This is a genomic window from Pseudomonas sp. HN11 (assembly GCF_021390155.1).
Lineage (GTDB): Bacteria > Pseudomonadota > Gammaproteobacteria > Pseudomonadales > Pseudomonadaceae > Aquipseudomonas.
Genome location: NZ_CP089985.1, coordinates 3,656,664 through 3,682,695, shown reverse-complemented (window position 1 = coordinate 3,682,695; position 26,032 = coordinate 3,656,664). Strand labels below are relative to the sequence as shown.

Annotated in this window: 25 protein-coding genes, 1 tRNA gene and 1 pseudogene; 20 read left to right on the top strand and 7 right to left on the bottom strand. The window is 60.3% G+C overall.

From position 1 onward, the window contains the following. Window positions 1–16 precede the first annotated feature (16 nt). From LVW35_RS16540 to LVW35_RS16530, 3 genes are all read right to left on the bottom strand, one after another. The gene (locus LVW35_RS16540) at window positions 17–1,006 is read right to left on the bottom strand and encodes a 2-hydroxyacid dehydrogenase (protein ID WP_233891146.1); all 990 of its coding nucleotides are present in this window, start codon (window positions 1,004–1,006) and stop codon (window positions 17–19) included. A 23-nt stretch (window positions 1,007–1,029) separates the two neighbouring features. Next, window positions 1,030–3,783, bottom strand: coding sequence for a response regulator (locus LVW35_RS16535; RefSeq protein ID WP_233891145.1), 2,754 nt, complete (start codon window positions 3,781–3,783; stop codon window positions 1,030–1,032). A 258-nt stretch (window positions 3,784–4,041) separates the two neighbouring features. After that, entirely contained in the window at window positions 4,042–4,557 is a 516-nt protein-coding gene (locus LVW35_RS16530) for a DUF2062 domain-containing protein (RefSeq protein WP_233891144.1), read from the bottom strand. Between the two features lie 135 nt (window positions 4,558–4,692). Between LVW35_RS16530 and LVW35_RS16525 the strand changes: the two genes are divergently transcribed. The 8 genes from LVW35_RS16525 to murB all read left to right on the top strand — a co-directional run bounded on the left by LVW35_RS16525 (window position 4,693) and on the right by murB (window position 11,513). Further along, window positions 4,693–6,918: a DNA internalization-related competence protein ComEC/Rec2 gene (locus LVW35_RS16525; RefSeq protein WP_233891143.1), complete on the top strand. Its 2,226-nt coding sequence runs from the start codon at window positions 4,693–4,695 to the stop codon at window positions 6,916–6,918. Between the two features lie 73 nt (window positions 6,919–6,991). Next, window positions 6,992–7,627: a MotA/TolQ/ExbB proton channel family protein gene (locus tag LVW35_RS16520; protein ID WP_233896499.1), complete on the top strand. Its 636-nt coding sequence runs from the start codon at window positions 6,992–6,994 to the stop codon at window positions 7,625–7,627. Continuing rightward, window positions 7,624–8,052: an ExbD/TolR family protein gene (locus LVW35_RS16515; RefSeq protein ID WP_233891142.1), complete on the top strand. Its 429-nt coding sequence runs from the start codon at window positions 7,624–7,626 to the stop codon at window positions 8,050–8,052. Before LVW35_RS16520 ends, LVW35_RS16515 begins: the two co-directional genes overlap by 4 nt. Beyond that, complete coding sequence (lpxK, locus tag LVW35_RS16510) at window positions 8,052–9,062, top strand: tetraacyldisaccharide 4'-kinase (RefSeq protein WP_233891141.1); 1,011 nt, start codon at window positions 8,052–8,054, stop codon at window positions 9,060–9,062. The genes LVW35_RS16515 and lpxK overlap by 1 nt, the downstream gene beginning before the upstream one ends. 24 nt (window positions 9,063–9,086) lie before the next feature. Then, the gene (locus LVW35_RS16505) at window positions 9,087–9,272 is read left to right on the top strand and encodes a Trm112 family protein (protein ID WP_003174668.1); all 186 of its coding nucleotides are present in this window, start codon (window positions 9,087–9,089) and stop codon (window positions 9,270–9,272) included. Further along, window positions 9,269–10,033, top strand: coding sequence for a 3-deoxy-manno-octulosonate cytidylyltransferase (gene kdsB, locus LVW35_RS16500; RefSeq protein ID WP_233891140.1), 765 nt, complete (start codon window positions 9,269–9,271; stop codon window positions 10,031–10,033). The genes LVW35_RS16505 and kdsB overlap by 4 nt, the downstream gene beginning before the upstream one ends. Then, window positions 10,033–10,497, top strand: coding sequence for a low molecular weight protein-tyrosine-phosphatase (locus LVW35_RS16495; protein WP_233891139.1), 465 nt, complete (start codon window positions 10,033–10,035; stop codon window positions 10,495–10,497). Before kdsB ends, LVW35_RS16495 begins: the two co-directional genes overlap by 1 nt. Beyond that, complete coding sequence (gene murB / locus LVW35_RS16490) at window positions 10,494–11,513, top strand: UDP-N-acetylmuramate dehydrogenase (RefSeq protein WP_233891138.1); 1,020 nt, start codon at window positions 10,494–10,496, stop codon at window positions 11,511–11,513. The genes LVW35_RS16495 and murB overlap by 4 nt, the downstream gene beginning before the upstream one ends. Window positions 11,514–11,575: 62 nt before the next feature. Here murB and LVW35_RS16485 read toward each other — a convergent pair whose 3' ends face one another. Further along, on the bottom strand, window positions 11,576–12,247 hold the full coding sequence (locus LVW35_RS16485; protein ID WP_233891137.1) for a Bax inhibitor-1/YccA family protein: 672 nt from the start codon (window positions 12,245–12,247) through the stop codon (window positions 11,576–11,578). A 152-nt stretch (window positions 12,248–12,399) separates the two neighbouring features. Between LVW35_RS16485 and LVW35_RS16480 the strand changes: the two genes are divergently transcribed. Next, a tRNA-Ser gene (locus tag LVW35_RS16480) sits at window positions 12,400–12,490 on the top strand. 270 nt (window positions 12,491–12,760) lie between these two features. On the opposite strand, the pseudogene LVW35_RS16470 reads toward LVW35_RS16480, so the two are convergent. Both LVW35_RS16470 and LVW35_RS16465 read right to left on the bottom strand, forming a co-directional pair. Then, a pseudogene (locus LVW35_RS16470) lies at window positions 12,761–12,886 on the bottom strand (DUF2388 domain-containing protein); the annotation flags it as partial. 11 nt (window positions 12,887–12,897) lie between these two features. Further along, on the bottom strand, window positions 12,898–13,329 hold the full coding sequence (locus LVW35_RS16465) for a hypothetical protein (protein ID WP_201124372.1): 432 nt from the start codon (window positions 13,327–13,329) through the stop codon (window positions 12,898–12,900). 611 nt (window positions 13,330–13,940) lie between these two features. On the opposite strand from LVW35_RS16465, the gene LVW35_RS16460 reads away from it, so the two are divergent. The 8 genes from LVW35_RS16460 (at window position 13,941) to LVW35_RS16425 (ending at window position 20,915) form a co-directional block, all read left to right on the top strand. Further along, on the top strand, window positions 13,941–14,438 hold the full coding sequence (locus tag LVW35_RS16460; protein ID WP_233891136.1) for a hypothetical protein: 498 nt from the start codon (window positions 13,941–13,943) through the stop codon (window positions 14,436–14,438). Between the two features lie 52 nt (window positions 14,439–14,490). After that, complete coding sequence (locus tag LVW35_RS16455) at window positions 14,491–14,925, top strand: hypothetical protein (protein ID WP_233891135.1); 435 nt, start codon at window positions 14,491–14,493, stop codon at window positions 14,923–14,925. Window positions 14,926–15,216: 291 nt separating this feature from the next. Then, window positions 15,217–15,534: a hypothetical protein gene (locus tag LVW35_RS16450; RefSeq protein WP_233896497.1), complete on the top strand. Its 318-nt coding sequence runs from the start codon at window positions 15,217–15,219 to the stop codon at window positions 15,532–15,534. Between the two features lie 511 nt (window positions 15,535–16,045). Beyond that, window positions 16,046–16,759 (top strand): hypothetical protein, encoded by a 714-nt coding sequence (locus tag LVW35_RS16445; RefSeq protein WP_233896496.1) that lies wholly within the window; start codon window positions 16,046–16,048, stop codon window positions 16,757–16,759. A gap of 134 nt (window positions 16,760–16,893) precedes the next feature. Then, window positions 16,894–17,184, top strand: coding sequence for a hypothetical protein (locus LVW35_RS16440; RefSeq protein ID WP_233891134.1), 291 nt, complete (start codon window positions 16,894–16,896; stop codon window positions 17,182–17,184). Between the two features lie 65 nt (window positions 17,185–17,249). Next, window positions 17,250–19,367: a TonB-dependent receptor family protein gene (locus tag LVW35_RS16435; protein WP_233891133.1), complete on the top strand. Its 2,118-nt coding sequence runs from the start codon at window positions 17,250–17,252 to the stop codon at window positions 19,365–19,367. A gap of 76 nt (window positions 19,368–19,443) precedes the next feature. Beyond that, on the top strand, window positions 19,444–19,986 hold the full coding sequence (locus tag LVW35_RS16430; RefSeq protein ID WP_233891132.1) for a sigma-70 family RNA polymerase sigma factor: 543 nt from the start codon (window positions 19,444–19,446) through the stop codon (window positions 19,984–19,986). Continuing rightward, window positions 19,983–20,915, top strand: coding sequence for a FecR family protein (locus tag LVW35_RS16425; RefSeq protein WP_233891131.1), 933 nt, complete (start codon window positions 19,983–19,985; stop codon window positions 20,913–20,915). Before LVW35_RS16430 ends, LVW35_RS16425 begins: the two co-directional genes overlap by 4 nt. On the opposite strand, the gene LVW35_RS16420 is transcribed toward LVW35_RS16425, so the two are convergent. Next, a complete protein-coding gene (locus tag LVW35_RS16420; RefSeq protein WP_233891130.1) occupies window positions 20,912–22,723 on the bottom strand; it encodes a sigma-54-dependent Fis family transcriptional regulator in 1,812 nt (603 codons plus the stop codon). The two genes, LVW35_RS16425 and LVW35_RS16420, sit on opposite strands and share 4 nt — an antisense overlap. Before the next feature lie 246 nt (window positions 22,724–22,969). On the opposite strand from LVW35_RS16420, the gene LVW35_RS16415 reads away from it, so the two are divergent. Genes LVW35_RS16415 through LVW35_RS16405 form a run of 3 tightly spaced genes read left to right on the top strand, consistent with a single transcriptional unit; the run spans window position 22,970 to window position 26,024 of the window. Then, entirely contained in the window at window positions 22,970–24,064 is a 1,095-nt protein-coding gene (locus tag LVW35_RS16415; RefSeq protein ID WP_233891129.1) for an ABC transporter ATP-binding protein, read from the top strand. Continuing rightward, window positions 24,064–25,161 carry an ABC transporter ATP-binding protein gene (locus LVW35_RS16410; RefSeq protein ID WP_233891128.1) on the top strand — a complete coding sequence of 366 codons (1,098 nt, stop codon included), beginning with the start codon at window positions 24,064–24,066 and terminating at the stop codon, window positions 25,159–25,161. The genes LVW35_RS16415 and LVW35_RS16410 overlap by 1 nt, the downstream gene beginning before the upstream one ends. Further along, window positions 25,158–26,024 (top strand): carbohydrate ABC transporter permease, encoded by an 867-nt coding sequence (locus LVW35_RS16405; RefSeq protein ID WP_233891127.1) that lies wholly within the window; start codon window positions 25,158–25,160, stop codon window positions 26,022–26,024. The genes LVW35_RS16410 and LVW35_RS16405 overlap by 4 nt, the downstream gene beginning before the upstream one ends. Window positions 26,025–26,032 lie beyond the last annotated feature (8 nt).

The following is a 26,032-nucleotide window of genomic DNA, read 5'->3' as shown; positions in this document are numbered from 1 at the left end:
GGTATGTGACCGCTGATCATCCTTCGACGAGGTTCTGCGCCTGCCCATCAGCCCACGCTGCAATGTTGGCCAGGGTGGTGCCGGCAATCGCCGCCAGGGCTTCGCGGGTGAGAAACGCCTGGTGGGCGGTGATGATTACGTTGGGGAAGGTCAGCAGGCGGGCGAGTACGTCGTCCTGCAGGGGCAGGTCGGAGCGGTCTTCGAAAAACAGCTGGGCTTCTTCTTCATACACGTCCAGGCCCAGATAGCCGAGCTGGCCGTTCTTGAGCCCCTCGATCAGTGCCGGGGTGTCGACCAGGCCGCCACGACCGGTGTTGATCAGCATCGCACCCGGTTGCATCTGCGACAGTGAGCGGGCGTTGATCAGGTGTTTGCTGTCGGCGGTCAGTGGGCAGTGCAGGCTGATGATCTGCGCCTGGGTCAGCAGTTCGGGCAGGCTCACGTAGCGCGTCCCGAGCACCTGCACCTGTGGGTTGGGGAAAGGATCGTAGGCGAGCAGTTGGCAGCCGAATCCGGCCATGATCTTGGCGAAGGTAGCGCCGATCTGGCCGGTGCCGACCACGCCGACGGTCTTGCCCGCCAGGTCGAAACCGGTGAGGCCATGCAGGCTGAAATCGCCATCGCGGGTACGGTTGCAGGCGCGGTGCAAGCGGCGGTTGAGGGCGAGGATCAGCGCGACTGCATGCTCGGCCACCGCATGGGGAGAATAGGCCGGCACGCGCACGATGATCAGGCCCAGGCGCTTGGCGGCGACCAGGTCCACATGGTTGTAGCCCGCCGAACGCAAGGCGATCAACCGAGTGCCGCCCTTGGCCAGATGCTCCAGCACCGGAGCGCCGAGATCGTCGTTGATGAAGGCGCAGACCACTTCGTGATGCTTGGCCAGGGCCACGGTGTCCAGATTGAGGCGGGCGGGCTGGAACTGAAGTTCCAGGCCTGGCGGCAAGGGTTCGCCGAGAAAACTGTCGCGGTCGTAGGTCTGGCTGCTGAAAAGAATGACGCGCATCAAAGGCTTCCTTTCTGGTGAGTTCAGGCGTTGACCCTCGCTTCGCTGGCGAGCCGGGCGATGGCCATGTCCAGTTCCTCCAGGGCATGCTGGGCCTTGGCGTCGTCCTGCTTGAGCAGGGTTTCGGCGCGGTGACAGGCGGCACGCAGTTGCGGTACGCCGCAATAACGGGTGGCGCCGTGCAGCCGGTGTACGCGTTCGATCAGCGCGTTGTTGTCATGGGCGTCACGGGCAATGGTGATGGCGAGCCGGTCAGCTTCCAGGGAAGCCAGCAGCATCGCCAGCATGTCGGCCGCCAAGTCAGCCTTGCCGGCGGCCAGGCGCAGACCTTCCTCGTGGTTCAGCACCGGCAGTTGTATGCCGGGGCCGAGACCATCCGTTGCGCGTTCCGGGCCTTGATTACGCAGGGCCAGACCCGTCCATTTCAACACCACCTGCGCCAGTTGCCGCTCGCTGATGGGTTTGGTCAGGTAATCGTCCATGCCGCTTTGCAGCAAGGCGCGTTTTTCGTTGGCCATGGCGTGGGCGGTGAGGGCGACCACCGGCAGTGGCGTGCCACTGCGTTCGCTTTCCCACTGGCGGATGGCCTCGGTGCTCTGGCGGCCGTCCATGCCGGGCATCTGCACGTCCATCAGCACCAGGTCGAAGGTGTCCTGTTTCACGGCATCGACGGCGGCATAACCGCTTTCCACCGCACGCACCCGTGCGCCCATGTCTTCCAGCAGGGTCTGCACCAGCAGCAGGTTGGCCGGGTTGTCGTCCACGCACAACACGCGCGGTGCACGGCTGGACAGTGGCTCGCCGGGCTCACTGCGCAATGGGCGCGGGCTGATCAGGTCGGACAGCGCACGGCGCAGTTTGCGCGTACAGGCGGGCTTCGCCTGCAACTGGCTGTTGGGGTTGGGTACCGACTGGTTGAACAGCATCTGTTCAGTGGTGGGGCACAACACCAGCACCTTGCAGCCCAAATGTTCGAGGTCCCAAAGGTGCTGGTTGAGGCGCTCGGGCGGAATGTCATTGGCTGTCACGCCGAGCACCGCAAGGTCGATGGCCTGCTCGGTCTGATGGGCGCTGGTGATGCCGTTGGTCAGGCTTTCCAGGCTATTGAACGGCGTGACTTCCAGACCGCAGTCTTCCAATTGATGCTGCAACGCCTGGCGTGCCAGCTCGTGATTTTCCAGCAGCGCCACGCGATGGCCCAGCAGCGGCGCGCAAGGCAGGTCTTCGACATCGTCGCGGGTCTTGGGCAGGTTCAGGCTGATCCAGAATTCCGAGCCTTCGCCCGGCGTGCTGTCGACGCCGATTTCGCCGCCCATCTGTTCAATCAGGCGCTTGGAAATCACCAGGCCCAACCCCGTGCCGCCCGGTTGACGCGACAGTGAGTTGTCGGCCTGGCTGAAGGCTTGGAACAGTGCGCGTACGTCCTGGTTGGACAGGCCGATGCCGGTGTCCTGCACGCTGATGCGCAATTGCACGCTGTCTTCCTGTTCGTCCTCGATCATCGCCCGGGCCACGATGGTGCCTTCGCGGGTGAACTTGATCGCGTTGCTGATCAAGTTGGTGAGGATCTGTTTTAGCCGCAGCGGGTCGCCCACCAGCGCCAGCGGCGTGTCGCGGTACACCAGGCTCACCAGTTCCAGCTGCTTGGCATGGGCGGCGGGCGCGAGGATGGTCAGGGTGTCTTGCAGCAAGTCGCGCAGGTTGAACGGGATGCTGTCGAGCACCAGCTTACCGGCTTCGATTTTCGAGAAGTCGAGAATCTCGTTAATGATGCCCAGCAGGTTGTCGGCGGACTTTTCGATGGTGCCCAGGTAGTCCAGCTGGCGTGGAGTCAGCTCGCTTTTTTGCAGCAAGTGGGTGAAACCGAGGATGCCGTTGAGCGGCGTGCGGATTTCATGGCTCATGTTGGCCAGAAACTCCGATTTGATGCGGCTCGCCTCGAGGGCCTCTTTGCGCGCCAGGTCCAGCTCGATGTTCTGGATCTCGATGGTTTCCAGGTTCTGGCGCACGTCTTCGGTGGCCTGGTCGATGCTGTGCTGCAGTTCTTCCTGCGCATTCTGCAGGGTCTCGGCCATGCGATTGATGCCTGAAGCGAGTTGGTCCAGTTCCTGGCTGCCCAATGGGGGTAAGCGGGTTTCCAGATTGCCGTCCTTGAGCTGGGCCACGGCTTGCTTGATCTGGCCGATCGGCGAATTGATCGTGCGGCTGATGCGCAGCGCCAAGGCCGCGGTGCAGATCAGGCCGATGGCGATCAGCAGCAGGCTGGCGAACAAGCTGCGATAGCCGCGCAGCAACATGCCATTGTGGGACAGTTCCACCTCTACCCAGCCCAGCAGGCGGTCGGCTTCATCCGGGATCAGCTCGCCTGCGAGGTTGCGATGGCGGCCAAACACCGGCAACAAATAGCGGGTGGCGTCATTGCCGGTGCGCTGCAGCAGGTGGGAGCTGTTGCCGACCGGCGGCTGGTTGAGCATGGTCGGGCCGGCGTGGGCGAGGGACGCACGGTCCGGGCTGAGGAACGACACGGCGCGTACGTCCGGCTGTTCCAGGGATTGAGTGGCGATGCGTTCCAGCAAGTCGGTGTTGCGCGCGCTCAGCGCGGGCGCCACCAATGGCGCCAACTGCTCGGCAATCATTTCGCCGCGTTGCAGCAATTGGGTCTGCAGTTCCGAGAGCTGCATCCAAGTGAAATAGCCTCCCAACAACGAGGCCATCAGGCTGGTCGGTAATAAGGTCAGCAACAGTACGCGGCCTTTTATCCCCATTCTTGTCAGCACGCCACTCTCCTGCTACCACATTGATATCTACGGAATTGCGCGGGCATCCGGCCCGCGCCACCTGCGCAGTGTAGCCATTTGCGCGGCGAGGAATCTTGCAAATTGATGACATGCGGCAATCTTCAGGTCATTTGGCGCTCGATGGCGATTGCCGGGCGACGGTGGCTTCGGCCTAGGCTTGAGCATTGCGCGCAATGCCGTGCAACGCCAGGACGGCAGCCCGTGGGCGGAAAATACCGGGCTGCGCTTGCGGGCCGGTTAGGCGCGACGCTGTTTGCGCTTTTTCCACTGATGCGCCACCCACCAGCGCCAATAGCCCATGGTCAGGCAATAGGCGAGGGCGCCCAGCACCAGCCCCAACACCACCGAACCCAGCAGGAACGGCTGCCACAATGTGCTCAGTTGGCCGCTGATCCATTCCCAGGTCAGGTCATCGGGCAGGCTGCGCGGTGGCACATTCATCAACCATGCGCCGGTCATGTAGGTGCAGATAAACACCACCGGCATGGTGATCGGGTTGGTCAGCCAGACCAGGCTGACCGCGATGGGCATGTTGCCACGCACCGCAATGGCCAGGACCGCCGCCAGCAGCATCTGCAACGGAATCGGAATAAAGGCTGCGAACAAACCCACGGCCATTGCGCGCGCAACCGAGTGCCGGTTCAGGTGCCAGAGGTTTGGGTCATGCAGCAACGTGCCCAGAAACTGTAATGACTTGTGTTCCCTGATACTGCTGGGGTCGGGCATGTACCGTTTGAATAAGCGCCGGGGCATAAGGGGTCCAGGTCAGTTCGTGGGGCAAGTATGCCCGCATTCTATAAACAGAAAATTCAGACTTTGTGACAAAACATCATAGGCAGTATTGAACACCCAGCTAAGACTGAGTGGATCACTTGAAAAGGATGATTCATGAGGACAGGGATGTTCGCGTTTGCGCTTGGGTTACTGGCCTTGCGCTTTTTACCAGCGTTGCCGGCGACGGGATGGCTCATCGCCTTGTTGGTGCTGGCCTTGATGCTGTTGCCGTTTCGCACGCACCCACTGGCGTTTTTCCTGCTGGGGATCAGTTGGGCGTGCATCAGCGCGCAGTGGGCGCTGGATGATCGGCTGAGGCCGGCGCTGGATGGCCAGACACGCTGGGTGGAAGGGCGGGTCAGCGGGCTGCCGCAACAGACGGGCGACGGTGTGCGTTTCGTACTGACCGACAGTCGGTCACGTAACGCCGCGTTGCCTGAACGCATCCGGGTGTCTTGGCGAGGCGGACCGCAGGTGCGCGGCGGTGAACGCTGGCGCCTGGCAATTACCCTCAAGCGGCCGGCTGGGTTGCTGAACTTCCATGGGTTTGATCAGGAAGCCTGGTTGCTCGCCCAGCGCATCGGCGCCACGGGCACAGTAAAAGACGGCGAACGTCTTGCACCGGCCCGGAACGCCTGGCGCGACAGTGTGCGTCAGCGTCTGATGGCGGTGGACGCCCAAGGCCGTGAGGCCGGCCTGATTGCCTTGGTGCTGGGTGACGGTTCCGGATTGGCCGCCGCCGATTGGCAGGTGTTGCAGGGCACCGGCACTGTGCACCTGCTGGTGATTTCCGGCCAGCACATTGGGTTGCTGGCAGGCTTGATTTACGGTTTGATCGCCGGACTGGCGCGCTATGGTTACTGGCCGCGCACCTGGCCATGGGTGCCCTGGGCGTGTGGGCTGGCATTCACCGCTGCTATGGGCTACGGCTTGCTGGCTGGGTTTGGTGTGCCGGTGCAGCGCGCCTGTGTGATGGTCGGGCTGGTGCTGTTGTGGCGGCTGCGTTTCCGTCATTTGGGGCTGTGGTGGCCGTTGCTGCTGGCACTCAATGGGGTATTGGTGCTGGAACCGTTGGCAAGTTTGCAGCCGGGATTCTGGCTGTCATTTGCAGCGGTAGCGGTAATGATCCTCGCGTTTGGTGGTCGGCTGGGGCCGTGGAGCCTATGGCAGGCATGGACCCGGCCGCAGTGGTTGATTGCCATCGGGTTGTTACCGGTCTTGCTCGTGCTGGGGTTGCCCATCAGCTTGAGTGCGCCGTTCGCTAACCTGGTGGCGGTGCCGTGGATCAGCCTGGTGGTGTTGCCGTTGGCCTTGTTGGGCACTGCTTTGCTGGCGCTGCCGTTTGTGGGTGAAGGCCTGTTGTGGTTAGCGGGTGGAGCACTGGATGCCTTGCTCAACGGCTTGGCGTGGCTCGCCGAGCAGATGCCGGCCTGGATTCCGGCCGACGTACCGCTGGGGTATTGGCTGGTGAGTCTGTTGGGCGCCGTGCTGCTCCTGCTGCCCAAGGGCGTGCCGTTTCGTGTGCTGGGCTGGCCGATGCTGTTGCTGGCGGTGTTTGCGCCGCGAGCGCTGGTGCCCGACGGACAGGTGGAGGTGACGCAGCTTGACGTCGGCCAGGGCCAATCGCTGATTCTGCGCACCCGACACCACACCTTGCTCTACGACGCCGGCCCGCGCTCCGGCACCTTTGACCTGGGCGCGCGCGTGGTACTGCCCTCTCTGCGAAAACTCGGGGTAGGGGAGCTGGACATGCTGTTGCTCAGCCACGCCGACGCCGATCACGCCGGTGGCGCGCAAGCCATTACCAAGGGCATGCCGATCAAGCGTGTGGTGGGCGGAGAAACCGAGGGTCTGCCGCTATCGCTCGGCACCCAGCCTTGCGTCAGTGGCGAACGCTGGACCTGGGACGGTGTGACCTTCGAACTGTGGCGGTGGCCGGACGCCATTAGTGGCAACGCGAAGTCCTGCGTCTTGCAGGTGCAGGCCAATGGCGAGCGCTTGCTGCTGACCGGTGATATTGACCGCGCCGCCGAGCAGGCTATGCTCGCGTCCCCCCTGGCGGTGCCTACCGATTGGCTGCAAGCGCCGCACCATGGCAGTCGCAGTTCATCGTCCTGGCCCTTTGTGGAACGGCTTGCTCCACGGTCCGTGCTGATCTCGCGGGGGCGCAACAACGCGTTCGGACATCCCCATTCGCAGGTGATGGCGCGTTACCAGCAACTGGGCAGCCAGGTGTATGACAGCGCCGAGCAGGGCGCCGTGCGTCTGCAACTGGGGGCTTTTGCGCCGCCGGATGTTGCGCGCAGTCAACGCCGGTTCTGGCGCGAGCGGTTACCTTAGGCGCGGCCGATGGGGTCTGTAGTCGACGCACCTATATGGTAAAGTGACGCACTTTTTCAAGGGGATGTTCACTGTGTGGGAATTGGTCAAATCCGGCGGCTGGATGATGTTGCCGATCATCATGAGCTCTATCGCCGCACTCGGCATCGTCGCCGAACGCCTGTGGACCCTGCGCGCCAGTCGCGTCACCCCCGAGTATTTGCTGGGACAGGTCTGGAGCTGGATCAAGAACAAGCAGCTGGACAAGGATAAACTCAAGGAACTGCGCGCCAACTCCCCATTGGGTGAAATCCTCGCCGCCGGCCTGGCCAACTCCAAGCATGGCCGCGAGATCATGAAAGAGTGCATCGAAGAAGCCGCTGCCCGGGTCATCCATGAACTGGAGCGCTATATCAATGCGCTCGGCACCATCGCGGCCATGGCGCCGTTGCTTGGCTTGCTCGGCACGGTGCTGGGCATGATCGATATTTTCAGCTCGTTCATGGGCTCCGGCATGACCACCAACGCGGCGGTACTGGCCGGGGGTATCTCCAAAGCGCTGATCACCACAGCCGCGGGCCTGATGGTGGGTATTCCTTCGGTGTTCTTCCACCGTTTCCTGCAACGGCGCATCGATGAATTGGTAGTCGGCATGGAGCAGGAAGCCATCAAGCTGGTCGAAGTGGTGCAGGGCGACCGTGACGTGGACCTGGTCGGGGGCAAAGCGTGAAATTTCGCCGCAAGCAACGGGAAAACGTCGATATCAACCTTGCGTCTCTGATTGACGTGGTATTTATCCTGCTGCTGTTTTTTGTCGTCACCACCACCTTCACCCGGCAAACCGAGCTGCGCGTCGACCTGCCCGAAGCCGTCAGCGGCTCGCCTGCCGAAGACCAGGAAGTCAACCAACTGGACATCGCCATCAGCGCGGACGGGGTGTTTTCAGTGAATAACCAGTTGCTCGAAAAGAACGACCTCAACAGCTTGATGGATGCTTTGCAGAAAGCGTCCGGCGGCGACACCCAGTTGCCGCTGTCCATCAGCGCCGATGGCAAGACCCAGCACCAGGCTGTGATTACCGCGATGGACGCCGCCGGTAAGCTCGGTTTCAGCCATTTGCGCATGACCACCGTCGAGGCGGCGGGCCAACCCTGATGGCCATGTCCGATCGTTTGCTCAAGGCGTGGTACGAGGGCCATCCGGCGCTCGCGCTGTTGCGGCCGTTGGAGTCCCTGTACCGCCGAGTGGTGCAGCGTAAGCGCGCACGGTTTGTGGCGGGTGAGGGCGAAATTTTTCAGGCGCCGGTGCCGGTGGTAGTGGTCGGGAATATCACCGTAGGTGGCACTGGCAAGACGCCGTTGATCCTGTGGTTGATCGAACACTGCCGACGCAGCGGCTTGCGTGTAGGTGTGGTCAGCCGGGGTTACGGGGCCAAACCGCCGCAGTTACCATGGCGGGTCGAAGCCAGCCATAGCGCCGAAGTGGCGGGTGATGAACCTTTATTGATCGTGCAACGCTGCGGCGTACCGCTGATGATCGACCCCGACCGCAGCCGCGCGGTGAAGGCTCTGCTGGCGAGTGAACCCCTGGACCTGATCCTCTCCGACGACGGCCTGCAACATTACCGCCTGGCCCGTGACCTTGAACTGGTGCTGATTGATGCCGCCCGTGGCCTGGGCAACCGCCGCTGCCTGCCAGCGGGGCCGTTGCGTGAACCGGTGGAGCGCCTGCAGAGCGTCGATGCGCTGCTGTATAACGGCGCCGCCAGTGACCGTAATGACGGCTTTGCCTTTCGTTTGCAGCCCACCGCGCTGGTCAATCTGCAGACCGCCGAGCGCCAGCCGGTGAATCACTTTGCGCCGGGCCAGCCACTGCATGCGGTCGCGGGCATCGGCAATCCGCAACGTTTCTTCAACACCCTTGAAACGCTACACTGGCAGCCGATACCCCACGCGTTTGCCGACCACGCGCCGTACAGCGCCGAGGTCCTGAATTTTACACCGTCATTGCCGCTGGTCATGACCGAGAAAGACGCGGTGAAGTGCCGCGCTTTTGCCCAGCCCGACTGGTGGTACCTTGCGGTGGATGCGCTGCCGTCGCCGGCGTTTGTCGCCTGGTTCGACACGCAGCTGATGCGTCTGTTGCCTGCCCGTCTTTTGCCTTAAACCGCTGCTTTCCAGGAAACACTCATGGACACCAAATTGCTCGACATCCTCGCTTGCCCGATCTGCAAAGGCCCGCTCAAGCTCAGCGCCGACAAAACCGAGCTGATCAGCAAAGGCGCCGGCCTGGCGTACCCGATCCGTGATGGCATCCCGGTAATGCTCGAAAGCGAAGCCCGCACCCTGACCACCGATGAGCGTCTGGATAAATGACCACCGCCTTTACCGTTGTCATCCCTTCCCGTTACGCGTCGACCCGCCTGCCAGGCAAGCCGCTGCAACTGATCGGCGACAAACCCATGATCCAGTTGGTATGGGAGCAGGCCTGCAAGAGCAGTGCCGAGCGCGTCGTAGTGGCCACCGATGACCCGCGCATCATCGAAGCCTGCAAAGGCTTTGGCGCCGAAGCAGTGCTGACCCGCGAAGACCACAACTCCGGCACCGATCGCCTGGCCGAAGTTGCTACCCAGCTTGGCTTGGCGCCGGACGCCATCGTGGTCAACGTGCAGGGTGACGAACCCCTGATCCCGCCGGGCGTGATCGACCAGGTGGCCGCCAACCTGGCCGCCCATGGTGAAGCGCGCATGGCCACCCTGGCCGAGCCGATCGAAGACATCCAGACCCTGTTCAACCCGAACGTGGTGAAGGTGGTCACTGACATCAACGGCCTTGCGCTGACGTTCAGCCGCTCGACCTTGCCTTGGGCGCGTGACGCCTTTGCCAAGCAACCTGATGTGTTGCCAGAAGGCGTGCCTTACCGTCGCCATATTGGCATCTACGCCTACCGCGCCGGCTTCCTGCATGACTTCGTCAGCTGGGGCCCGTGCTGGCTGGAAAACACCGAATCCCTGGAGCAACTGCGGGCGCTGTGGCATGGCGTGCGCATCCACGTCGGCGATGCGCTGGAAGCGCCGCCGGCTGGTGTCGACACCCCGGAAGACCTTGAGCGCGTCCGTCGCCTGCTGGGGGCCTGATGGAGGTTCTGTTTGTGTGCCTGGGCAACATCTGCCGCTCGCCCACCGCAGAAGGCGTGCTGCGCCATAAGCTGCGGGAAGCGGGGTTGGCGGGGCAGGTGGATGTAGCGTCCGCCGGTACCGGTGAGTGGCACATTGGCAACCCGCCAGACCAACGCAGTCAGCGTGCCGCGTTGGTGCGCGGCTATGATTTGTCGGCCCAGCGGGCCCAGCAGGTCTCCCGCGCCGATTTTGCGCGTTATGATCTGATCCTGGCCATGGACCACAGCAACCTGCGCAATCTCAAGGCCATGCAGCCAGGCCAGGGCAAGGCGGAGCTGGACCTGTTCCTGCGTCGTTACGACGCCGAAGTGGACGAAGTGCCAGACCCGTATTACGAAGGTGAACAAGGTTTCGAACGGGTCCTGGACTTGATCGAACGCGCCTGTGATTTATTGGTGACTGAATTGAAGGGGCGGTTATGACCTTGCAGGTGCTTGCGCAGGTTTCGCTCAAGCCATTCAACAGCTTTGGCATTGACGTGCGTGCCCAACTGTTCGCCGAGGCCCACAGCGACGATGATGTCCGTGAAGCCCTGGCCTATTCAGCCGCGCACGCGGTGCCGCTGCTGGTGATCGGTGGCGGTAGCAACTTGCTGTTGACTCAGGATATTCCGGCGCTGGTGTTGCGCATGGCTACCCAAGGCACTCGTGTATTGCGCGACGACGGCACGCAGGTGGTGGTCGAAGCTGAAGCGGGCGAAGCCTGGCACCCGTTCGTGCTATGGACTCTGGAGCAGGGTTTCTGCGGCCTGGAAAACCTCAGCCTGATCCCCGGCACCGTCGGCGCAGCCCCGATGCAGAACATCGGCGCCTACGGTGTGGAAATCAAGGATGTATTCGCCGGCCTGACTGCACTGGATCGCCATACCGGCGAGCTACGCGAGTTCAGCCTGGAAGAATGCAACTTTGCCTACCGTGACAGCCTGTTCAAGCACGAGGCCGGGCGCTGGCTGATCTTGCGGGTGCGTTTTGCCCTGAGCCGCACCAGCCACCTGAAACTCGATTACGGCCCGGTGCAGCAGCGCTTGGCGGGGCAGGGGATCACCGACGCCACGCCGAGCGACGTCAGCCGGGCCATCTGCAGCATTCGTCGGGAAAAGCTGCCTGACCCGGCAGAGCTTGGCAATGCGGGTAGTTTCTTTAAAAATCCTTTGGTGTCCCTGGTGCTGGCGGCTGAGTTGAAGACGTTGTACCCGGACCTGGTGGCCTACCCACAGGTCGACGGGCAAATGAAACTCGCGGCCGGCTGGCTGATCGATAAGGCGGGTTGGAAGGGCTTTCGTGACGGTGATGCCGGCGTACACAAGTTGCAGGCACTGGTGCTGGTCAACTACGGCGACGCCACGGGGCATGATATTGCGAACCTGGCCCAGCGTATCCAGCGCGACATCGCTGAGCGTTTCAAGGTTCACCTGGAAATGGAGCCCAACCAGTATTAAATCCATGAAAACAAAAATGCCCCGCATCTTTCGATACGGGGCATTTTTTATTGCGCTAGCGATCAGTCATCGCGGCTCATGATGCCGAAAATCTGCAACAGGCTGATGAACAGGTTGTAGATCGACACATACAGGCTGATGGTCGCCATGATGTAGTTACGCTCACCACCGTGGATGATTGCGCTGGTCTGGAACAGGATGCACACCGAGGAGAACAGCACGAAGCCTGCGCTGATCGCCAGTTGCAGGCCGCTGATATGGAAGAACATGCCTGCAACCACCGCCGCCAGCAACACGAAGAAGCCTGCGGTGATGAAACCACCGAGGAAGCTCATGTCCTTACGGGTGATCAGCACGTACGCCGATAGACCACCAAACACCAGGGCCGTCATGGCAAACGCCGAGCTGACCACTTCCGCGCCGCCGGCCATGCCGAGGTAACGGTTGAGGATCGGGCCGAGGATAAAGCCCATGAAACCGGTCAAGGCAAATGCCGACACCAGGCCCCAGGCCGAGTCGCGCAGCTTGTTGGTCAGGAAGAACAGACCATAGAAGCCGATCAACACAACAAAGATATTCGGGTAGCCGATGCGCATCTGTTGGGCCACGAACGCCATCACGCCGCTGAATGCGAGGGTAAGGGCGAGCAAGCCATAGGTGTTGCGCAACACGCGGCTGACTTCAAGCTGCTCAGCCTGCGCGTTGCCATTCACTGCGTAATTCTGTTCGCGCATGGCGACACTCCTTCGGTTTTGAAACGTTCAGTCGCAAAGATCATAACAGACGCTCTGTAACAAGCGATGGCGAGAGTTTGACAGTGTGTTTCATTCGGGTATTATGGCGCCCGCTGAGACGGGATAGGCTACTATAATCCTGTGATGCACAAGGGAAATTGGCAGAGTGGTTGAATGCACCGGTCTTGAAAACCGGCGGACGTTAATAGCGTCTCCAGGGTTCGAATCCCTGGTTTCCCGCCAAGATTCAAACAAAAGCCCCGCGAATGCGGGGCTTTTGTGTTTCTGACGGTCCGTTCCTCCCTGGCAATGACAATTGTCTTATCTCGGGCATCGTCAAAGCGCAGTCGCAGCATGTGCTTAGTCACCTGTCTCCCGTCCTCAGTGACGATCAGATAAGGGTTACGAACTCCACGGACGCATCTCTGCGCAATCATGCGCTCAACCAGTACGCCCAAGTCATTCAGCGCACCCCCATGAAGCCCGGTGCAGATGAAAGCTGGCAAGCCGCTGTCACAGGGAAGCTGCGATCGCCTGGGCCAGTTGAATGTCCGACATCAACGGCGAGGCGTAGGTTGAGCGGTAGTGCCGGGAGGCTTGCTCAAACTGGGCGCCCCGTATCACGGGCTTCGATGCAACAGCGTCAGAAACTAACGATGCTTGTTCTTGTGTTTATGCTTGTTGTTGCCTTTGTGCTTCTTACCATCCGACCGATGATTGCTCTCATCATCCGCCAGGTTGTTGCCTAGCGCGCCACCCGCAGCGCCGCCGAGACCCGCACCGATAGTCGAGCCAGTTGTGCCGCCGAGACGATTACCAATGAGTGAGCCGCCCGCCGAGCCGATACCGCCACCTAATGCAGCTTCCGCTCTGTTGCCTCTTTGAGCGCCGACAGCACTGCCGGCGGCACCACCTACGCCTGCACCTACCGCAGCGCCAGTCGATCCGCCAAGCTGTTGGCCTACGATATTACCGAGTGCACCACCAACGCCGCCTCCTAAAGCGGCTGTGCCATCTCCGGCTGCCATCGCTCCTTGCGAAATTAGGACACCCAGAACCAGGGCGGGTAGTGTCATTTTCATTTTGTGAACCTCTATGGGTTGTCAGCAGGCGCTCACGGTTTAAAGCACGCCTTGCATTAGGACTAGGACAAAAGTTTGAAGTTCTTTATGGGCGGTGCCTACGGGTGAATGGTTGTAACAAGATATGCCGTGATGGATCCTGCTGCGAAGGACGGACTTGAGCAGGTGCTATTTCGCGATACGCCTTAACTAGCTCGGGCTTGCTTTCTTCGGTGGTCCTGCAATGAAGAGGGCATCTTTTGCGAGCGAGCAGCTTTCCAAGCTGGCGCTCTAAAACCGCTTCCTGATAACTCCTTAATAGCGTCTTCAGGGTTCGAATCCCTGGTTTCCCGCCAAGGTCCAAACGAAAGCCTCGTGAATGCAGGGCTTTGGTGTTTCTGGGGTTGACATGCGCAGTATGGGCTTACAGCAATTGTCCCACTTGATATGTGGATTTTCTGACGAGCTTTTTCTCGTCATGTCTTTGTTTTTTTACTATTATCGTCCATCTGTGCGCTCAAGGAAGAGAGGCTGAGCGCCTTGAGTCTGGTAGAAAACTTACGCTCGATTATTGAGCGAGTTATTACTTTTACCCAGAACCTAACGACTCAGCCAACCATAATGACCTCTTGGTGAAACCGATGGATAAAATGTGTGGCATCGTTGTAGTGGTAGGACTTGCTCTCGCAGGATGCGCTACGAAAACTCCAGAAAAAACACCTGAAGTGACTCCACCTCCTGCCGTCGTCCATGAAGCACCATCTGAAGTCGCCCCTTCGTCGTCACCCAATTACACTGTGCGATATGAGGCTGCACCTGCGAACGCCAGTGCTGACCCCCTAGGCCACGCCTCTCCAGAGGCCGCTCAGCCAGAATCAGAAACAAGTCGCGCTGAGCAATGCCGTAAAGAGCTGGATGTTTTGAAGGTTTACAACAAGCCGTCTTACGTTAAATACGAGGCGGAGTACCAAGCCATTGCTTCCAAGACCGCTAAATATATGGAAATCAAGGATTCCTTGGGTCCTGATTTGAACTATATGGTTATGCCCGCTTATCAATTCCAGATTCGTGAGTTCTGCTTCCGAGTTAAGACCCGTCTGTCGGAGCTCGTGCTTCGCCAAGCCAAATAAAGCAAATGCCCCGCTATGTCGGGGCATTTGCTTTTAAAGGATGAGAAATCGTATGCCACCTAGCGCCTCGACCCTGTTTACAGGGCTGGCCACATTGCTCGCCTGCCTGGTGATGGCGGGGTGTTCAACCCCGCAACATTCAGAACCGCTATCAAGCCCTGCAGGCGCACAAGGCACGCTCAAGCTCGCCGCACAGGCCATTTCGGCATATGAGCAAGGAGACCAGGCGCGATGGCAGTCCCTGCTATGCCTCAAGTCCGCGGACTACCCATTGATTGGATGGAATCAGGTCCGATCTCTCGTGGGGGATGTTTCAAATGTCCGGCTGGTGAAGGTTTCTGAGGCTTCGAACGCGGGTAACGGAGCTGACGCAGATAGTTTTACCAACGTGACTTATGAAGTTCAGTCGCAGCATTACCCTCTTAAAACACTTCTCCTCAAGTTTTTTCCTGTCGAAAACGATCAATGTGTTGGGCTGGTTTATTGACTCCGTGGATTGGCGCAGCCGCGGGTTTGCCGCGTCACTGCGGTTCCAACTGGGTGTGAAGTTGGCGATCAGGCCGCGTACGTCATCGGGTCGCTGAGACTCACCGCTATACAAGGAAATGAGCATGCAAAAGCACTTCGGTAATTCAGGTCTGTTCAAGGCTGCTTCGTATCACTGCAACGACACTCTGGGTCGCGGTATCGCTGGCTGGGAGTTGAAAAATATTGCGTTGAATACGAAGGAGTTTTTGATATGTCCAAAGAACTACTCGGAGTTTCTGCTCTAGGATTGATGGTCTTGGGTGAGTTTTGTGCAATCTACAGTGAGGTGGTGACCGCCAAGCTGGCCCAAGCCAGCGATGGCTCATGGCAGGCGTTCATCATGCCGGTGGTGGTGATGTGTTTTGCCGGGCTTTGTCTACTGGGCGCTTATTGGCTGGGGTATCTGGCGGTCGGTGATATCTGGGTGGTCACGGTGGTTTCCGTGACGTCGTTATTGCTGCTGGAACCTATTGTGATCTGGGTACTGTTCCAGGAGTTTCCCGGACGGGGCGCATTGATCGGCTTTTGCCTGGGCGCATTGGGCATGTTGGCCACTGTCTTGCTGTAGCTACACGTTCTGGCCCGGCATTCGAGTGTCGGGCCGGATTATGATTTTTGGCGGGCAATACTTGCCACCGCCGCTACTGCGGCTGACTTTTAACACCGAGACACTAGGCTCAGCAAAAAAGCTGTGCCACCGACAGCAGGCAAATCACCTGAACAACCATTTGCGCGCGAATTGGATGTTTCATTGCCGTCACCCTCAAGTACAGCTGCTGGTGAGTATGCCGGGGCGATGTAGGCAAACGCACCAGACCCTTCAAAGTCGAAATACTGCCCTGAATCGCCAACAACACACGCAGCTGTTACAAACAGTATAGACCCTGAAAAAAAACCGTCACGATGCGCCTTTTCACCGCCCCGGCGGCCTTTGCTTACAACTATCTGCGCAGCACCATTGCACTTTTCTGGATTTCTCCGCTCTATCCTTGTCCCAGCCCCGCCGATACCTCGTGTGGGCAGATGAATCAGATCGGGTGTCGATGGACCGCACGTTTGCTTGTTTCAACCTTCGACGGATGCGTCGGCCAGTGCTGCTGGCTGGCTTACTGATGCTCTGTGCCAGCGGTTGCAGTCAGCAGCAGGGGCGGGATATCGCCAGGCAATTCAGCAATGGCAAGCCTGACGAGTTCTTTCAGACCAGTGTCGATCGCATGGCGACGTTGGGCATGCGCGACAATCTGCAAAGCCTGTATTTGATTATGAACAAGCTCTATCTGCGTAATCCCAACCAGTGGCGTCAGTCAGGTTATCCAGACGCGGTCACCGCTGCGCGCGAAATTCGCCAGGCCATCGAGTTGCGTCAAGCGTTGCCTGCCCTTGGGGATCGCCGTGATCTGGTCGCACTGAGCTACTCGTTGAGTCCAGAGTTCAAGGGCGACCGGGTCGGTGCGTTTATCTACGCCATCGGCAGCATGATTGTGACCGCTCACGGGGGACGCACTGAGTTCTATATCACCAACGCGATCAACCCTGAATTCGTCAGCAATGCCGCGCGCAACATCGAGAAGGCCACCTGGCTGCTGAGCAAGCGCCAGGATGCCAATGGCGTGCTGTTGTTGTTCTCCAACGAGATATCGGAGGAGGGCAGTAACCTCAGTTTTGCGGTGGAATTCGGCAAAGTCGTGGCACGCCTCGATCTGCTCACTCAGATGCTCGACGAACGCTACCGGCGCATCGGTCTCAACTACGCGCAGAGCTTGTTGCTGATGAACTTTCTGCCGGTGCAGTAAACGGGTCGGCATCAGCATATAAGTAAGGTGTTTCGTTTTCCTATGTAGGATTCTGCCTATCTTGCGACCCTGTGCTTGAAACGCCTCTCGGTCATCAATAGCCTCGGATTTTTCCGTAATGCGAGGCCTTAACCATGGGTAAACGAAAAACGGTTTGGCCTACTGAACGAGAAATACGTTTGCGTTTTATGCTGTTTGCCGTAATCGATGCGGCGAGTGGTCAGGATGTTTCTCCCGAACGGTTACTGGCCGCACACAAACTCCTGCGTGACGCGCCGACCGAGGCGCAATTGCTCGATGTCCTGCGCGAGATCCTTGCGACGGATGAAATGTATGGTTTCAGGCTTGCGCCAGGGTCGGAAGCCGATGAACTACTGCAAATGCTGATGCGACCTGAAAAGGGGAAGGGTCTGGACTGTAAATAAGGAGTGACTTCGCGCAGGTCCATGCCTTCCCACCACGTGCCCCCTGAATTCCAAGGACCTGTTTGATGCTGTTGCGCCACCCTCCGTTCCTGTTTGCTGCCCTGACGTTCAGCTCGCTGGTGCACGCCGAAGGCCTGCAATTGGCCCCGGTCGAAGTCACCAGCAGCGAAGCCAGCGTCGGTGAAGTGGCCGAGGCGCAGCTCAAGAGCGTGCCCGGCGGCGCCAACTTCATCGACATGAACAGCGTGCACCAAGGGCGCGTGAGTACCAACGAAGACGTGTTCAAGTACCAGGCCGGGGTGTACGCCAAGGCGGCGAACAACGAAGGGGTGAAACTCTCGATTCGCGGTTCGGGCCTGAACCGCAGTCCCGGTTCCCATGCCTCCGGCTTGTACGAAATGTTCGACGGCCTGCCGCTGACGGGCCCTGGCGGTACCCCCTATGAGTTGAAAGACCCCTTGTGGCAAAGCCGCGTCGAAGTGCTGCGTGGCGCCAATGGTTTTGACCAGGGCGCATTGGCCCTGGGCGGCGCGGTCAACTACGTGACCCGCACCGGTCACGACGCACCCAAGCTGCAACTGCGTTATGAAGTCGGCAGCAAAGGCTATGCCCAGCGCGAGATCAGCTCGGGCCAGGTGCTGGGGGACGCCGACTACTACATCAGCCTCACCGACTCCGAATCCGACGGCTACCAGCGCCAGAGCGCCGGCACCGGCAAAGGCGTGGCAGCCAATTTCGGCTACCGGTTCAACCCGGACCTGGAGACCCGCTTCTATTTCCGCTACCGCGAAACCACCAACGACACCCCCGGCAAACTCACGCGTAGCCAGATCAGCCATGACCCACGCGCGGCCAACAGCCTCAACGCCGCCCGCGACTCCAAGCGCCTGCAACCCGGCTCCACCTGGATCGCCAACAAGACTGCCTTGCAGTTGGATGACAATTCCCGAGTGGAAGTCGGGCTGGCGTACCACGACTACCCGATGGACCTGCGCGAAGGCACCAACCGCCTGAAAGTCGCCTACACCGATATCAGCAGCACCTTCAATTATATCCGCCAGGACACGCTGTTCAGCCACGACAGCAAGACCACCGTCGGCCTGCGCACCACCCAGGCGATGCCCAATAACGGCGCATCGGAATACGTGCGCACGCCTGCCGGCAACACGGCGATCTACGCGCCTGGCACCAAGACCCGCGACTACAGCTACCTGGGTTCCGATACCGTGCTGCATATCGGTAACGACCTGGAATTGGCCTCCGACCTGTGGCTGACCACCGGCCTGGCCGCGATCTACACCCGACGCGAAACCCAGGTCACCTTCCCAGAAGGCCAGGCGCCACTCAGCCAGCACGATTGGGACTATGCGCCGCGCATCGGCCTGCGTTATGACGTCACCCCGCAATTGCAGGTGTACGGCAACCTGAGCCGTTCGGTGGAGCCGCCCCATGCGTGGTCGATGATCTGGGGTTCCAACAAGTATTTCCCCGCTGGCAGTGGCGCGGCCACAGGCCTGCAGCGGGAAGGCGTGAGCCTGAAAAACCAGACCGCCACCACCCTGGAAATCGGTGGGCGTGGGGAAGCATGGCTCGGCCAGTGGGACTTGGCGCTGTACCGCTCCGAAGTGCGCCATGAGTTGCTCACAGTAGAAACCCAGGCCCAGACGTCGTCCAGCAACGCCATCGTTGCCGAAAACAACGCCAGTCCCACGATTCACCAGGGCATGGAACTGAGCCTGCTCAGCCCATTGTGGGACGGTGGCCACAACGGCCAGCTCAGCCTGCGCCAGGCCTACACCTTCAGCGACTTCCACTACCGCGACGACGACCGTTTCGGCGACAACACGCTGCCGGGCATCCCCAAGCACTACTATCAGGCGCAAGTACGCTACAACCATCCGACCGGTTTCTACACCAGCCTCAACACCGAGCATTCATCAAAAGTGGCGGTGGATTACGCCAATTCCTACTACGCTGCCTCCTACACGATCTTCGGCGCTACCTTCGGCTACGAGGCACCCCAGCAGGATTGGCAAGCCTGGGTCGACCTGCGCAACCTCAGCAACCGTCGTTACGCCAACACCGTCACGCCGGGATATGACGATAAAGGCCTGGATGTCGCGCGTTCCACTCCGGCCGATGGCCGTGGCATCTATACCGGCGTCTCTTGGAGCTGGCGCTGAGGCCCTTGCCCTAACACCGTTTTACTGGCATTGTCTGCGCAATTGGTAACTCTTCCCATTTGAGATCTTTTTGCGCATGCATGACATTCCGGCCGCGCTGGATGACTCCGTCCGGCAGCAGACCCTTACGGCGATGTACAGCGAGCACCATGGCTGGTTGCACGGTTGGCTGCGCAGAAAACTCGGGTGTTCCCAGCATGCGGCGGACCTCGCCCATGACGCCTTCATTCGCGTATTGATGCTGGCCGAACCCCAACAGATCCAGGAGCCGCGCGCATTCCTGGCCACCACGGCAGGGCGGTTGTTGATCGATGGTGCCCGTCGTCGTCGCATCGAAAAAGCCTACATGGAAGCGCTGGTGATCCAGTGTGAAGACGCCGGTATGCCCGATCCAGCGGCGATTCATGTGGCGCTGCAAGCCCTGGAACGCATCGCCGAGATGCTCGCCGGCTTGCCTGCCAAGGCCCGCGAAGCGTTCCTGTTGAGCCGCCTCGATGGCCTGACCTACAGCGAAATTGCCACGCGCCTGGACGTGTCCCCCAGCACCGTCAAAAACTATATCTCCAGCGCCCTGGTGCACTGCTACCACAGCCTGCACCCGGCAGACCCGCTGGCATGAGTGCCGAACAGATCATCCAGCAAGCGGCGCAGTGGTTGACCCGCCTGCACGACGAAGACGTCAGCGACGCCGACCGCCAGGCATTCAACACCTGGCGCCAGGCCGATCCGCGTCACGACGTGGCCATCGAACGCATGGGCGCGTTGTGGGGCAGCCTCGATACGTTGCCGGCCAAACCGGCACGCATGGCCCTGAATCGTGCATTCGCCCCACGACGCCCGCGTGGTGCGCACGTGGTAGGCTTGCTCGGCATGGTCTTGTGCGGCTGGGTGGGCCTGCAACACCTGCCGGTCTGGATGGCCGACCAGCGTACCGGCGTCGGCGAGCGCCGGCAGATCGCCCTCGAAGACGGCAGCCAGTTGCAGCTCAACAGCAATTCGGCCGTGGATGTGAAATTCGACGGCCATCAACGGGTCATCGAACTGCTGCAAGGCGAACTCTGGGTGAACGTGGCCAAGGATGCGCAACGGCCCTTCGTGGTGCGTACCGACCAAGGTACGGCCACGGCATTGGGCACGCGTTATCTGGTCAAACGCGCGGCGGATGGCACCACGGTGGTCACGGTGATCGAGTCCACCGTTGCGGTCAAAGGCGACACCCGTGATGGCGTCAAGGTCAGGGCCGGCCAGCGCTCGGTACTCGACCACGGCCGCGCGCAACCGCCGCAGGCCATTGGTAACAGTGACCCTGACGCCTGGACCCGTGGCCTGCTCAAGGTCAACGATCAACCCCTGAGCGAGGTGCTGCAAACGCTGGCCAGCTACCGCCATGGCATGCTGCGCTTCGATCCCCTGGCTCTGCAAGACCTGCGGGTGTCCGGCGTGTTCAAGCTGGACGACACGGCGGCGGCACTGTCGTCGCTGGCGGACAACCTGCCGATCCAGGTGGAGTATTTCACCGACTTGTTGGTAGTGGTCAAGCCACGTTAGGGTTGGCGCAGGCGCTTGTACAGGGTGTTGCGGCTCACCCCCAGCTCCCGCGCCAGGTGGGAGATATTTCCACCGGCGGCTTTCAGGCGTTGGTTCAAGTCGAGGCTGTCATCCAGGAATTCACTGCTCGACAGCGGTGGCTGCACCTTCAAGTCCACAAAAAAATCATCCGGCAGATGCTCAGGGCGGATCGGCTGTTCTTCGGCCATGGCCAGCGCGACCTGCAACACGCTGCTCACCTGACGCAGATTCCCCGGCCACGGGTGCTGTTCGAACAGCGCCAGCACTTGCGCGCTCAAACCCGCCCATTGCGTGGGTTCGCGGTGTTGCTGCCACAGTTGCTGGAACAGCGCCTGCTTGTCGGTACGCTCGCGCAACGGCGGCAACTCCAGGGTCAGGCCGCCGATGCGGTAGTACAAGTCCTCACGAAAACGCCCGGCTTGAACCAGCTCGCGCAACGCGCGATTGGTGGCCGAGATGATGCGCAAATCCACCGGGAACAACTCGCTGCTACCCACCGGCTGCACGCAACGCTCCTGCAACACCCGCAGCAAACGGGCCTGGGTCGGCAGCGGCATATCGCCGATCTCGTCGAGAAACAGCGTGCCCTTATCGGCCTTGCGGATCAGGCCGATGCTGCCTTTCTGATTGGCGCCGGTGAAGGCGCCTTTTTCATAGCCGAACAGTTCCGATTCCACCAGCTCCGCAGGAATCGCCGCACAGTTCACCGCGATAAACGCCTTCTGGCTGCGCGAGCTGGCCTGGTGCAGGGCTTTGACGAACACTTCCTTGCCCACGCCGGTTTCACCGTGGATCAGCAGCGGAATGTCTTTTTCCAATAACCGCTCAGCCTGGCGCACGGCTTTCTCTACGCGTGCGTCGCCGAAGTGCAAGGTCTTGAGGCCAATGGGTACTGGCTTTGGCGGTGTCGGCTCGGTGAACACACGCGCCTGCACCGGCATCTGTTTGGGGCGTCTCAATAAACACTGGAAACGGTTGCGTCCCGCTGCTTGCAGGGAGAAGGGCAGCCCTTCCGGCTGGTTCAACAACTCCAGCAATGACACCTTGAACAAACTATCGATCATCACCCGCGACAAGCTGATGCCCAGCAAGTTGTCGGCACGCCGATTGGCCGACAGCACCTGGCCGCTCTCATCGAAAATCAACAGGCCTGCCCACTGACTGTCGAGGTTGTTCAGGCCGGTGTTGAAGGTCAGTTGGAAGTGCTCACCGCGAAACAGGTTGAGGATCAGCCGGTTTTCCACGGTCTGGCTCATCATCTTGACCATGCCCAGGGTGTGGGAGGGCGGCAGGTAACTGTCGCTGGACACATCCAGCACCGCGATGATCTCGCGCTGTGCATCAAAGATCGGCGCCGCCGAGCCGGTCATGAAACGGTTGGCCTTGAGGAAGTGTTCATCGTGTTCGATATGCACGGCCTGGGCACACGCCAGCGCAGTGCCGATGGCATTGGTGCCGCTGGAGCGCTCCCTCCAGTTGGCGCCAGGGTTGAAGCCGCGCGCCAACTTGGGCTCGATAAAGCGTTGGGTGCCCCAGCTGGTCAGCACCTGGCCCTGGTTATCGGCCAGCATGATCAGGCAATTGGAGTTGCTGAGGATGTTCTCGTAGTAAGGCAGCACTTCCTGATGGGTGGTCTGCACCAGCGAGTGCTGGCTTTCGAGCAATTGGCTGATGCCCTCGGCGGGGAGCTGGTCGAAGCTGGGCGTGCTCTGGTGATCCAGGCCGAAGGCGCGGCAACGGCGCCAGGATTCCTGGATAAGGGTGTCGTGAGCCAAGGGTTCGGCCATGGGCGACCTTCTGCTTTTATTGTTTTTATGGGGCCCCGCAGGCGCGGGAGCCTAATTAGTGTTGTTCAGTACTGTTCATTGTCAACCCCCTGAGTGTTCAGTTGTTCAGTCAGGGTTGTTCATTTCTGTTCACGCCTGAACATCGCACACTCGTCATTTCCTTGTGGATCAAGCACCTGCCAGTTCTGGCACGAAACTTGCTCTAGCGGATTGCCAGATTCATTCCAATAATAAAAAGGTCGTGTCATGTCATTGACCCTGGAAAATGTCTCCCGCGTTGTCGAAGGCCAGACCTGGATCGACGACGCCACCCTGCGTTTCGAAGCCGGTTCCTTCAACGTCTTGCTCGGCCGCACCCTGTCCGGCAAGACCAGCCTGATGCGCCTGATGGCCGGCCTGGACAAGCCCAACAGCGGCCGCATCCTGATGAACGGCGTGGATGTCACGCAAAAACCGGTGCGCCTACGCAATGTGTCGATGGTGTATCAGCAGTTCATCAATTACCCGACCATGACCGTGTTCGAGAACATCGCCTCGCCGTTGCGCCAGGCCGGTGTATCCAACGAAGTGATCCAGAGCAAGGTGCTGGAAACCGCCAGGATGCTGCGCATCGAGAAGTTCCTCCCGCGCCATCCGCTGGAGCTCTCCGGCGGCCAACAGCAGCGCACGGCCATGGCCCGCGCTCTGGTCAAGGACGCCGAGCTGATCCTGTTCGATGAGCCGCTGGTGAACCTGGACTACAAACTGCGCGAAGAGCTGCGTCAGGAAATGCGCGAGCTGTTCGCCGCGCGCCACACCATCGCCATCTACGCCACCACCGAACCCAACGAAGCACTGGCCCTGGGCGGCACCACCACGATTCTGCACGAAGGCCGGGTGATCCAGAGCGGCAAGGCGGCCGAGGTGTATCACCAGCCGCAGACGGTGCTGGCCGCCGAGCTGTTTTCCGAGCCGCCGATCAACCTGATGCCGGGCCGCATCAGTGGTAATGAAGTGAGTTTCGCCAATTTCGTGCATTTCCCGCTGAACGTCGACCTGCGCCCGATTGGTGAAGGCGAGTTCCGTTTCGGCGTACGCCCCAGCCATATCAGCCTGGTGCCGAGCAACGATGACGACCTGGAGCTGGCGGTCACCGTGGAAGTCGCGGAGATCAGCGGTTCAGAAACCTTCCTGCATGTGCGCAGCGAGCATTTCCTGCTGGTGCTGCACCTGCCGGGGGTGCACGAATACGATGTCGACGCGCCGATCCGCGTGTATATCCCCACCCATAAACTGTTTGTGTTCGATGGTCAGGGCCGTTTGGTCCAGGCCCCCGGGCGCCGTGTCGCGAGGGTTGCCTGATGGCCGAGATCCATTTGCAGAACCTGGCGCACAGCTACAGTCCGACGCCAAGTGGTCCTGAGGACTACGCCATCCGGGAAATGAACCACGTATGGGAGCAGGGCGGGGCCTACGCTTTGCTCGGGCCGTCCGGCTGCGGCAAGTCGACCTTGCTCAATATTATCTCCGGCCTGCTCAGCCCGTCCGAGGGCCAGGTGTTGTTCGATACCAAAGTGGTCAACGACCTCACGCCAGAAAAGCGCAACATCGCCCAAGTGTTCCAGTTCCCGGTGGTGTACGACACCATGACGGTATTCGACAACCTGGCGTTCCCGCTGCGCAACCAGGGCATGGCCGAGGCGAAGATTCACAGTAAGGTGCAGGAAATTGCCGAAGTCCTCGACCTGCAAAACCTGCTGACCAAAAAGGCCCGTAACCTGACCGCCGACGAAAAGCAGAAAGTCTCCATGGGCCGTGGCCTGGTGCGTGATGACGTGTCGGCGATCCTGTTCGACGAACCGCTGACCGTAATCGACCCGCACCTCAAGTGGAAACTGCGGCGCAAGCTAAAGCAGATCCACGAGCAGTTCAACATCACCATGGTCTATGTGACCCACGATCAGTTGGAGGCTTCGACCTTCGCCGACAAGATCGCGGTAATGTACGGCGGCCAGATCGTGCAGTTCGGCACGCCGCGGGATCTGTTCGAACGGCCCAGCCACACCTTTGTCGGCTACTTCATCGGCAGCCCAGGGATGAATCTGATCGAGGTACAGGCGGAGGCGGGCGGGGTGCGCTTTGCCGGCACTCATCTGCCGTTGTCCGAGGCACTGCAACAGCGCATAGCCAATACCGACTACAAGAAATTGCAGGTCGGCATCCGCCCGGAGTTCATCCACGTCTGGGACGAGTACAACCCTGACGCCCTGCAGGCCGATGTCACACATCTCGAAGACCTTGGCACCTACAAGATCATCACCCTCAAGCTGGATGGCGCATCGCTCAAGGTGCGCCTGGCCGAAGACAAACCCGTGCCTGAAGGCACGGCCTCCATCAGTTTTCCCGCGCAGTGGCTGATGGTGTATGCCGACGACTATCTGCTGGAGGTGCATCCATGAACAAGGTGCAGAACAACAAGGCCTGGTGGCTGGTGTTGCCGGTGTTCCTGCTGGTGGCGTTCAGTGCGGTCATCCCGATGATGACCGTGGTCAACTACTCGGTGCAGGACATCTTCGACCAATCCAGCCGCTACTTCGTGGGTGCCGACTGGTACAAGCAGGTGCTGCTCGACCCACGGCTGCATGACTCGCTGCTGCGTCAGTTCATCTACTCGGCCTGTGTGTTGCTGATCGAAATCCCCCTGGGTATCGCCATCGCCCTGACCATGCCGACCAAGGGCCGCTGGTCGTCGTTGGTGCTGATTATCCTCGCCATCCCGTTGCTGATCCCGTGGAACGTGGTGGGTACGATCTGGCAGATCTTCGGCCGCGCCGATATCGGCCTGCTGGGTTATAGCCTCAACGCCATGGGCATCAGCTACAACTACGCGGCCAACACCATGGACGCCTGGGTAACGGTTTTGGTGATGGACGTGTGGCATTGGACGTCGCTGGTGGCGCTGCTGTGCTACTCCGGCCTACGGGCGATTCCGGACGTGTACTACCAGGCCGCGCGGATTGATCGTGCATCGCCCTGGGCGGTGTTCCGACATATCCAGTTGCCGAAGATGAAAAGCGTGCTGCTGATCGCCGTGATGCTGCGCTTCATGGACAGCTTCATGATCTACACCGAGCCGTTCGTCCTCACCGGCGGTGGACCGGGTAACGCCACCACCTTCCTGAGTCAGACGTTGACCCAGATGGCTGTAGGCCAATTCGACCTGGGCCCGGCCGCGGCGTTCTCGCTGGTGTATTTCCTGATCATCCTGTTGGTGTCCTGGCTGTTTTACACCGCCATGACCCACTCCGACGCCAACCGCTGAGGCCGCCA

Bases quoted from the DNA above. Each gene is read 5' to 3' on its own strand.
- LVW35_RS16505 (WP_003174668.1), top strand. From the start codon at position 9,087: ATGGACACCAAATTGCTCGACATCCTCGCTTGCCCGATCTGCAAAGGC.
- LVW35_RS16525 (WP_233891143.1), top strand. From the start codon at position 4,693: ATGAGGACAGGGATGTTCGCGTTTGCGCTTGGGTTACTGGCCTTGCGC.
- LVW35_RS16430 (WP_233891132.1), top strand. From the start codon at position 19,444: ATGCATGACATTCCGGCCGCGCTGGATGACTCCGTCCGGCAGCAGACC.
- LVW35_RS16450 (WP_233896497.1), top strand. From the start codon at position 15,217: ATGGTCTTGGGTGAGTTTTGTGCAATCTACAGTGAGGTGGTGACCGCC.
- LVW35_RS16485 (WP_233891137.1), bottom strand. From the start codon at position 12,247: ATGCGCGAACAGAATTACGCAGTGAATGGCAACGCGCAGGCTGAGCAG.
- LVW35_RS16445 (WP_233896496.1), top strand. From the start codon at position 16,046: ATGCGTCGGCCAGTGCTGCTGGCTGGCTTACTGATGCTCTGTGCCAGC.
- LVW35_RS16425 (WP_233891131.1), top strand. From the start codon at position 19,983: ATGAGTGCCGAACAGATCATCCAGCAAGCGGCGCAGTGGTTGACCCGC.
- LVW35_RS16410 (WP_233891128.1), top strand. From the start codon at position 24,064: ATGGCCGAGATCCATTTGCAGAACCTGGCGCACAGCTACAGTCCGACG.
- LVW35_RS16405 (WP_233891127.1), top strand. From the start codon at position 25,158: ATGAACAAGGTGCAGAACAACAAGGCCTGGTGGCTGGTGTTGCCGGTG.
- LVW35_RS16540 (WP_233891146.1), bottom strand. From the start codon at position 1,006: ATGCGCGTCATTCTTTTCAGCAGCCAGACCTACGACCGCGACAGTTTT.
- LVW35_RS16495 (WP_233891139.1), top strand. From the start codon at position 10,033: ATGGAGGTTCTGTTTGTGTGCCTGGGCAACATCTGCCGCTCGCCCACC.
- kdsB (WP_233891140.1), top strand. From the start codon at position 9,269: ATGACCACCGCCTTTACCGTTGTCATCCCTTCCCGTTACGCGTCGACC.
- LVW35_RS16455 (WP_233891135.1), top strand. From the start codon at position 14,491: ATGCCACCTAGCGCCTCGACCCTGTTTACAGGGCTGGCCACATTGCTC.
- lpxK (WP_233891141.1), top strand. From the start codon at position 8,052: ATGGCCATGTCCGATCGTTTGCTCAAGGCGTGGTACGAGGGCCATCCG.
- LVW35_RS16530 (WP_233891144.1), bottom strand. From the start codon at position 4,557: ATGCCCCGGCGCTTATTCAAACGGTACATGCCCGACCCCAGCAGTATC.
- LVW35_RS16440 (WP_233891134.1), top strand. From the start codon at position 16,894: ATGGGTAAACGAAAAACGGTTTGGCCTACTGAACGAGAAATACGTTTG.
- LVW35_RS16465 (WP_201124372.1), bottom strand. From the start codon at position 13,329: ATGAAAATGACACTACCCGCCCTGGTTCTGGGTGTCCTAATTTCGCAA.
- murB (WP_233891138.1), top strand. From the start codon at position 10,494: ATGACCTTGCAGGTGCTTGCGCAGGTTTCGCTCAAGCCATTCAACAGC.
- LVW35_RS16435 (WP_233891133.1), top strand. From the start codon at position 17,250: ATGCTGTTGCGCCACCCTCCGTTCCTGTTTGCTGCCCTGACGTTCAGC.
- LVW35_RS16420 (WP_233891130.1), bottom strand. From the start codon at position 22,723: ATGGCCGAACCCTTGGCTCACGACACCCTTATCCAGGAATCCTGGCGC.
- LVW35_RS16415 (WP_233891129.1), top strand. From the start codon at position 22,970: ATGTCATTGACCCTGGAAAATGTCTCCCGCGTTGTCGAAGGCCAGACC.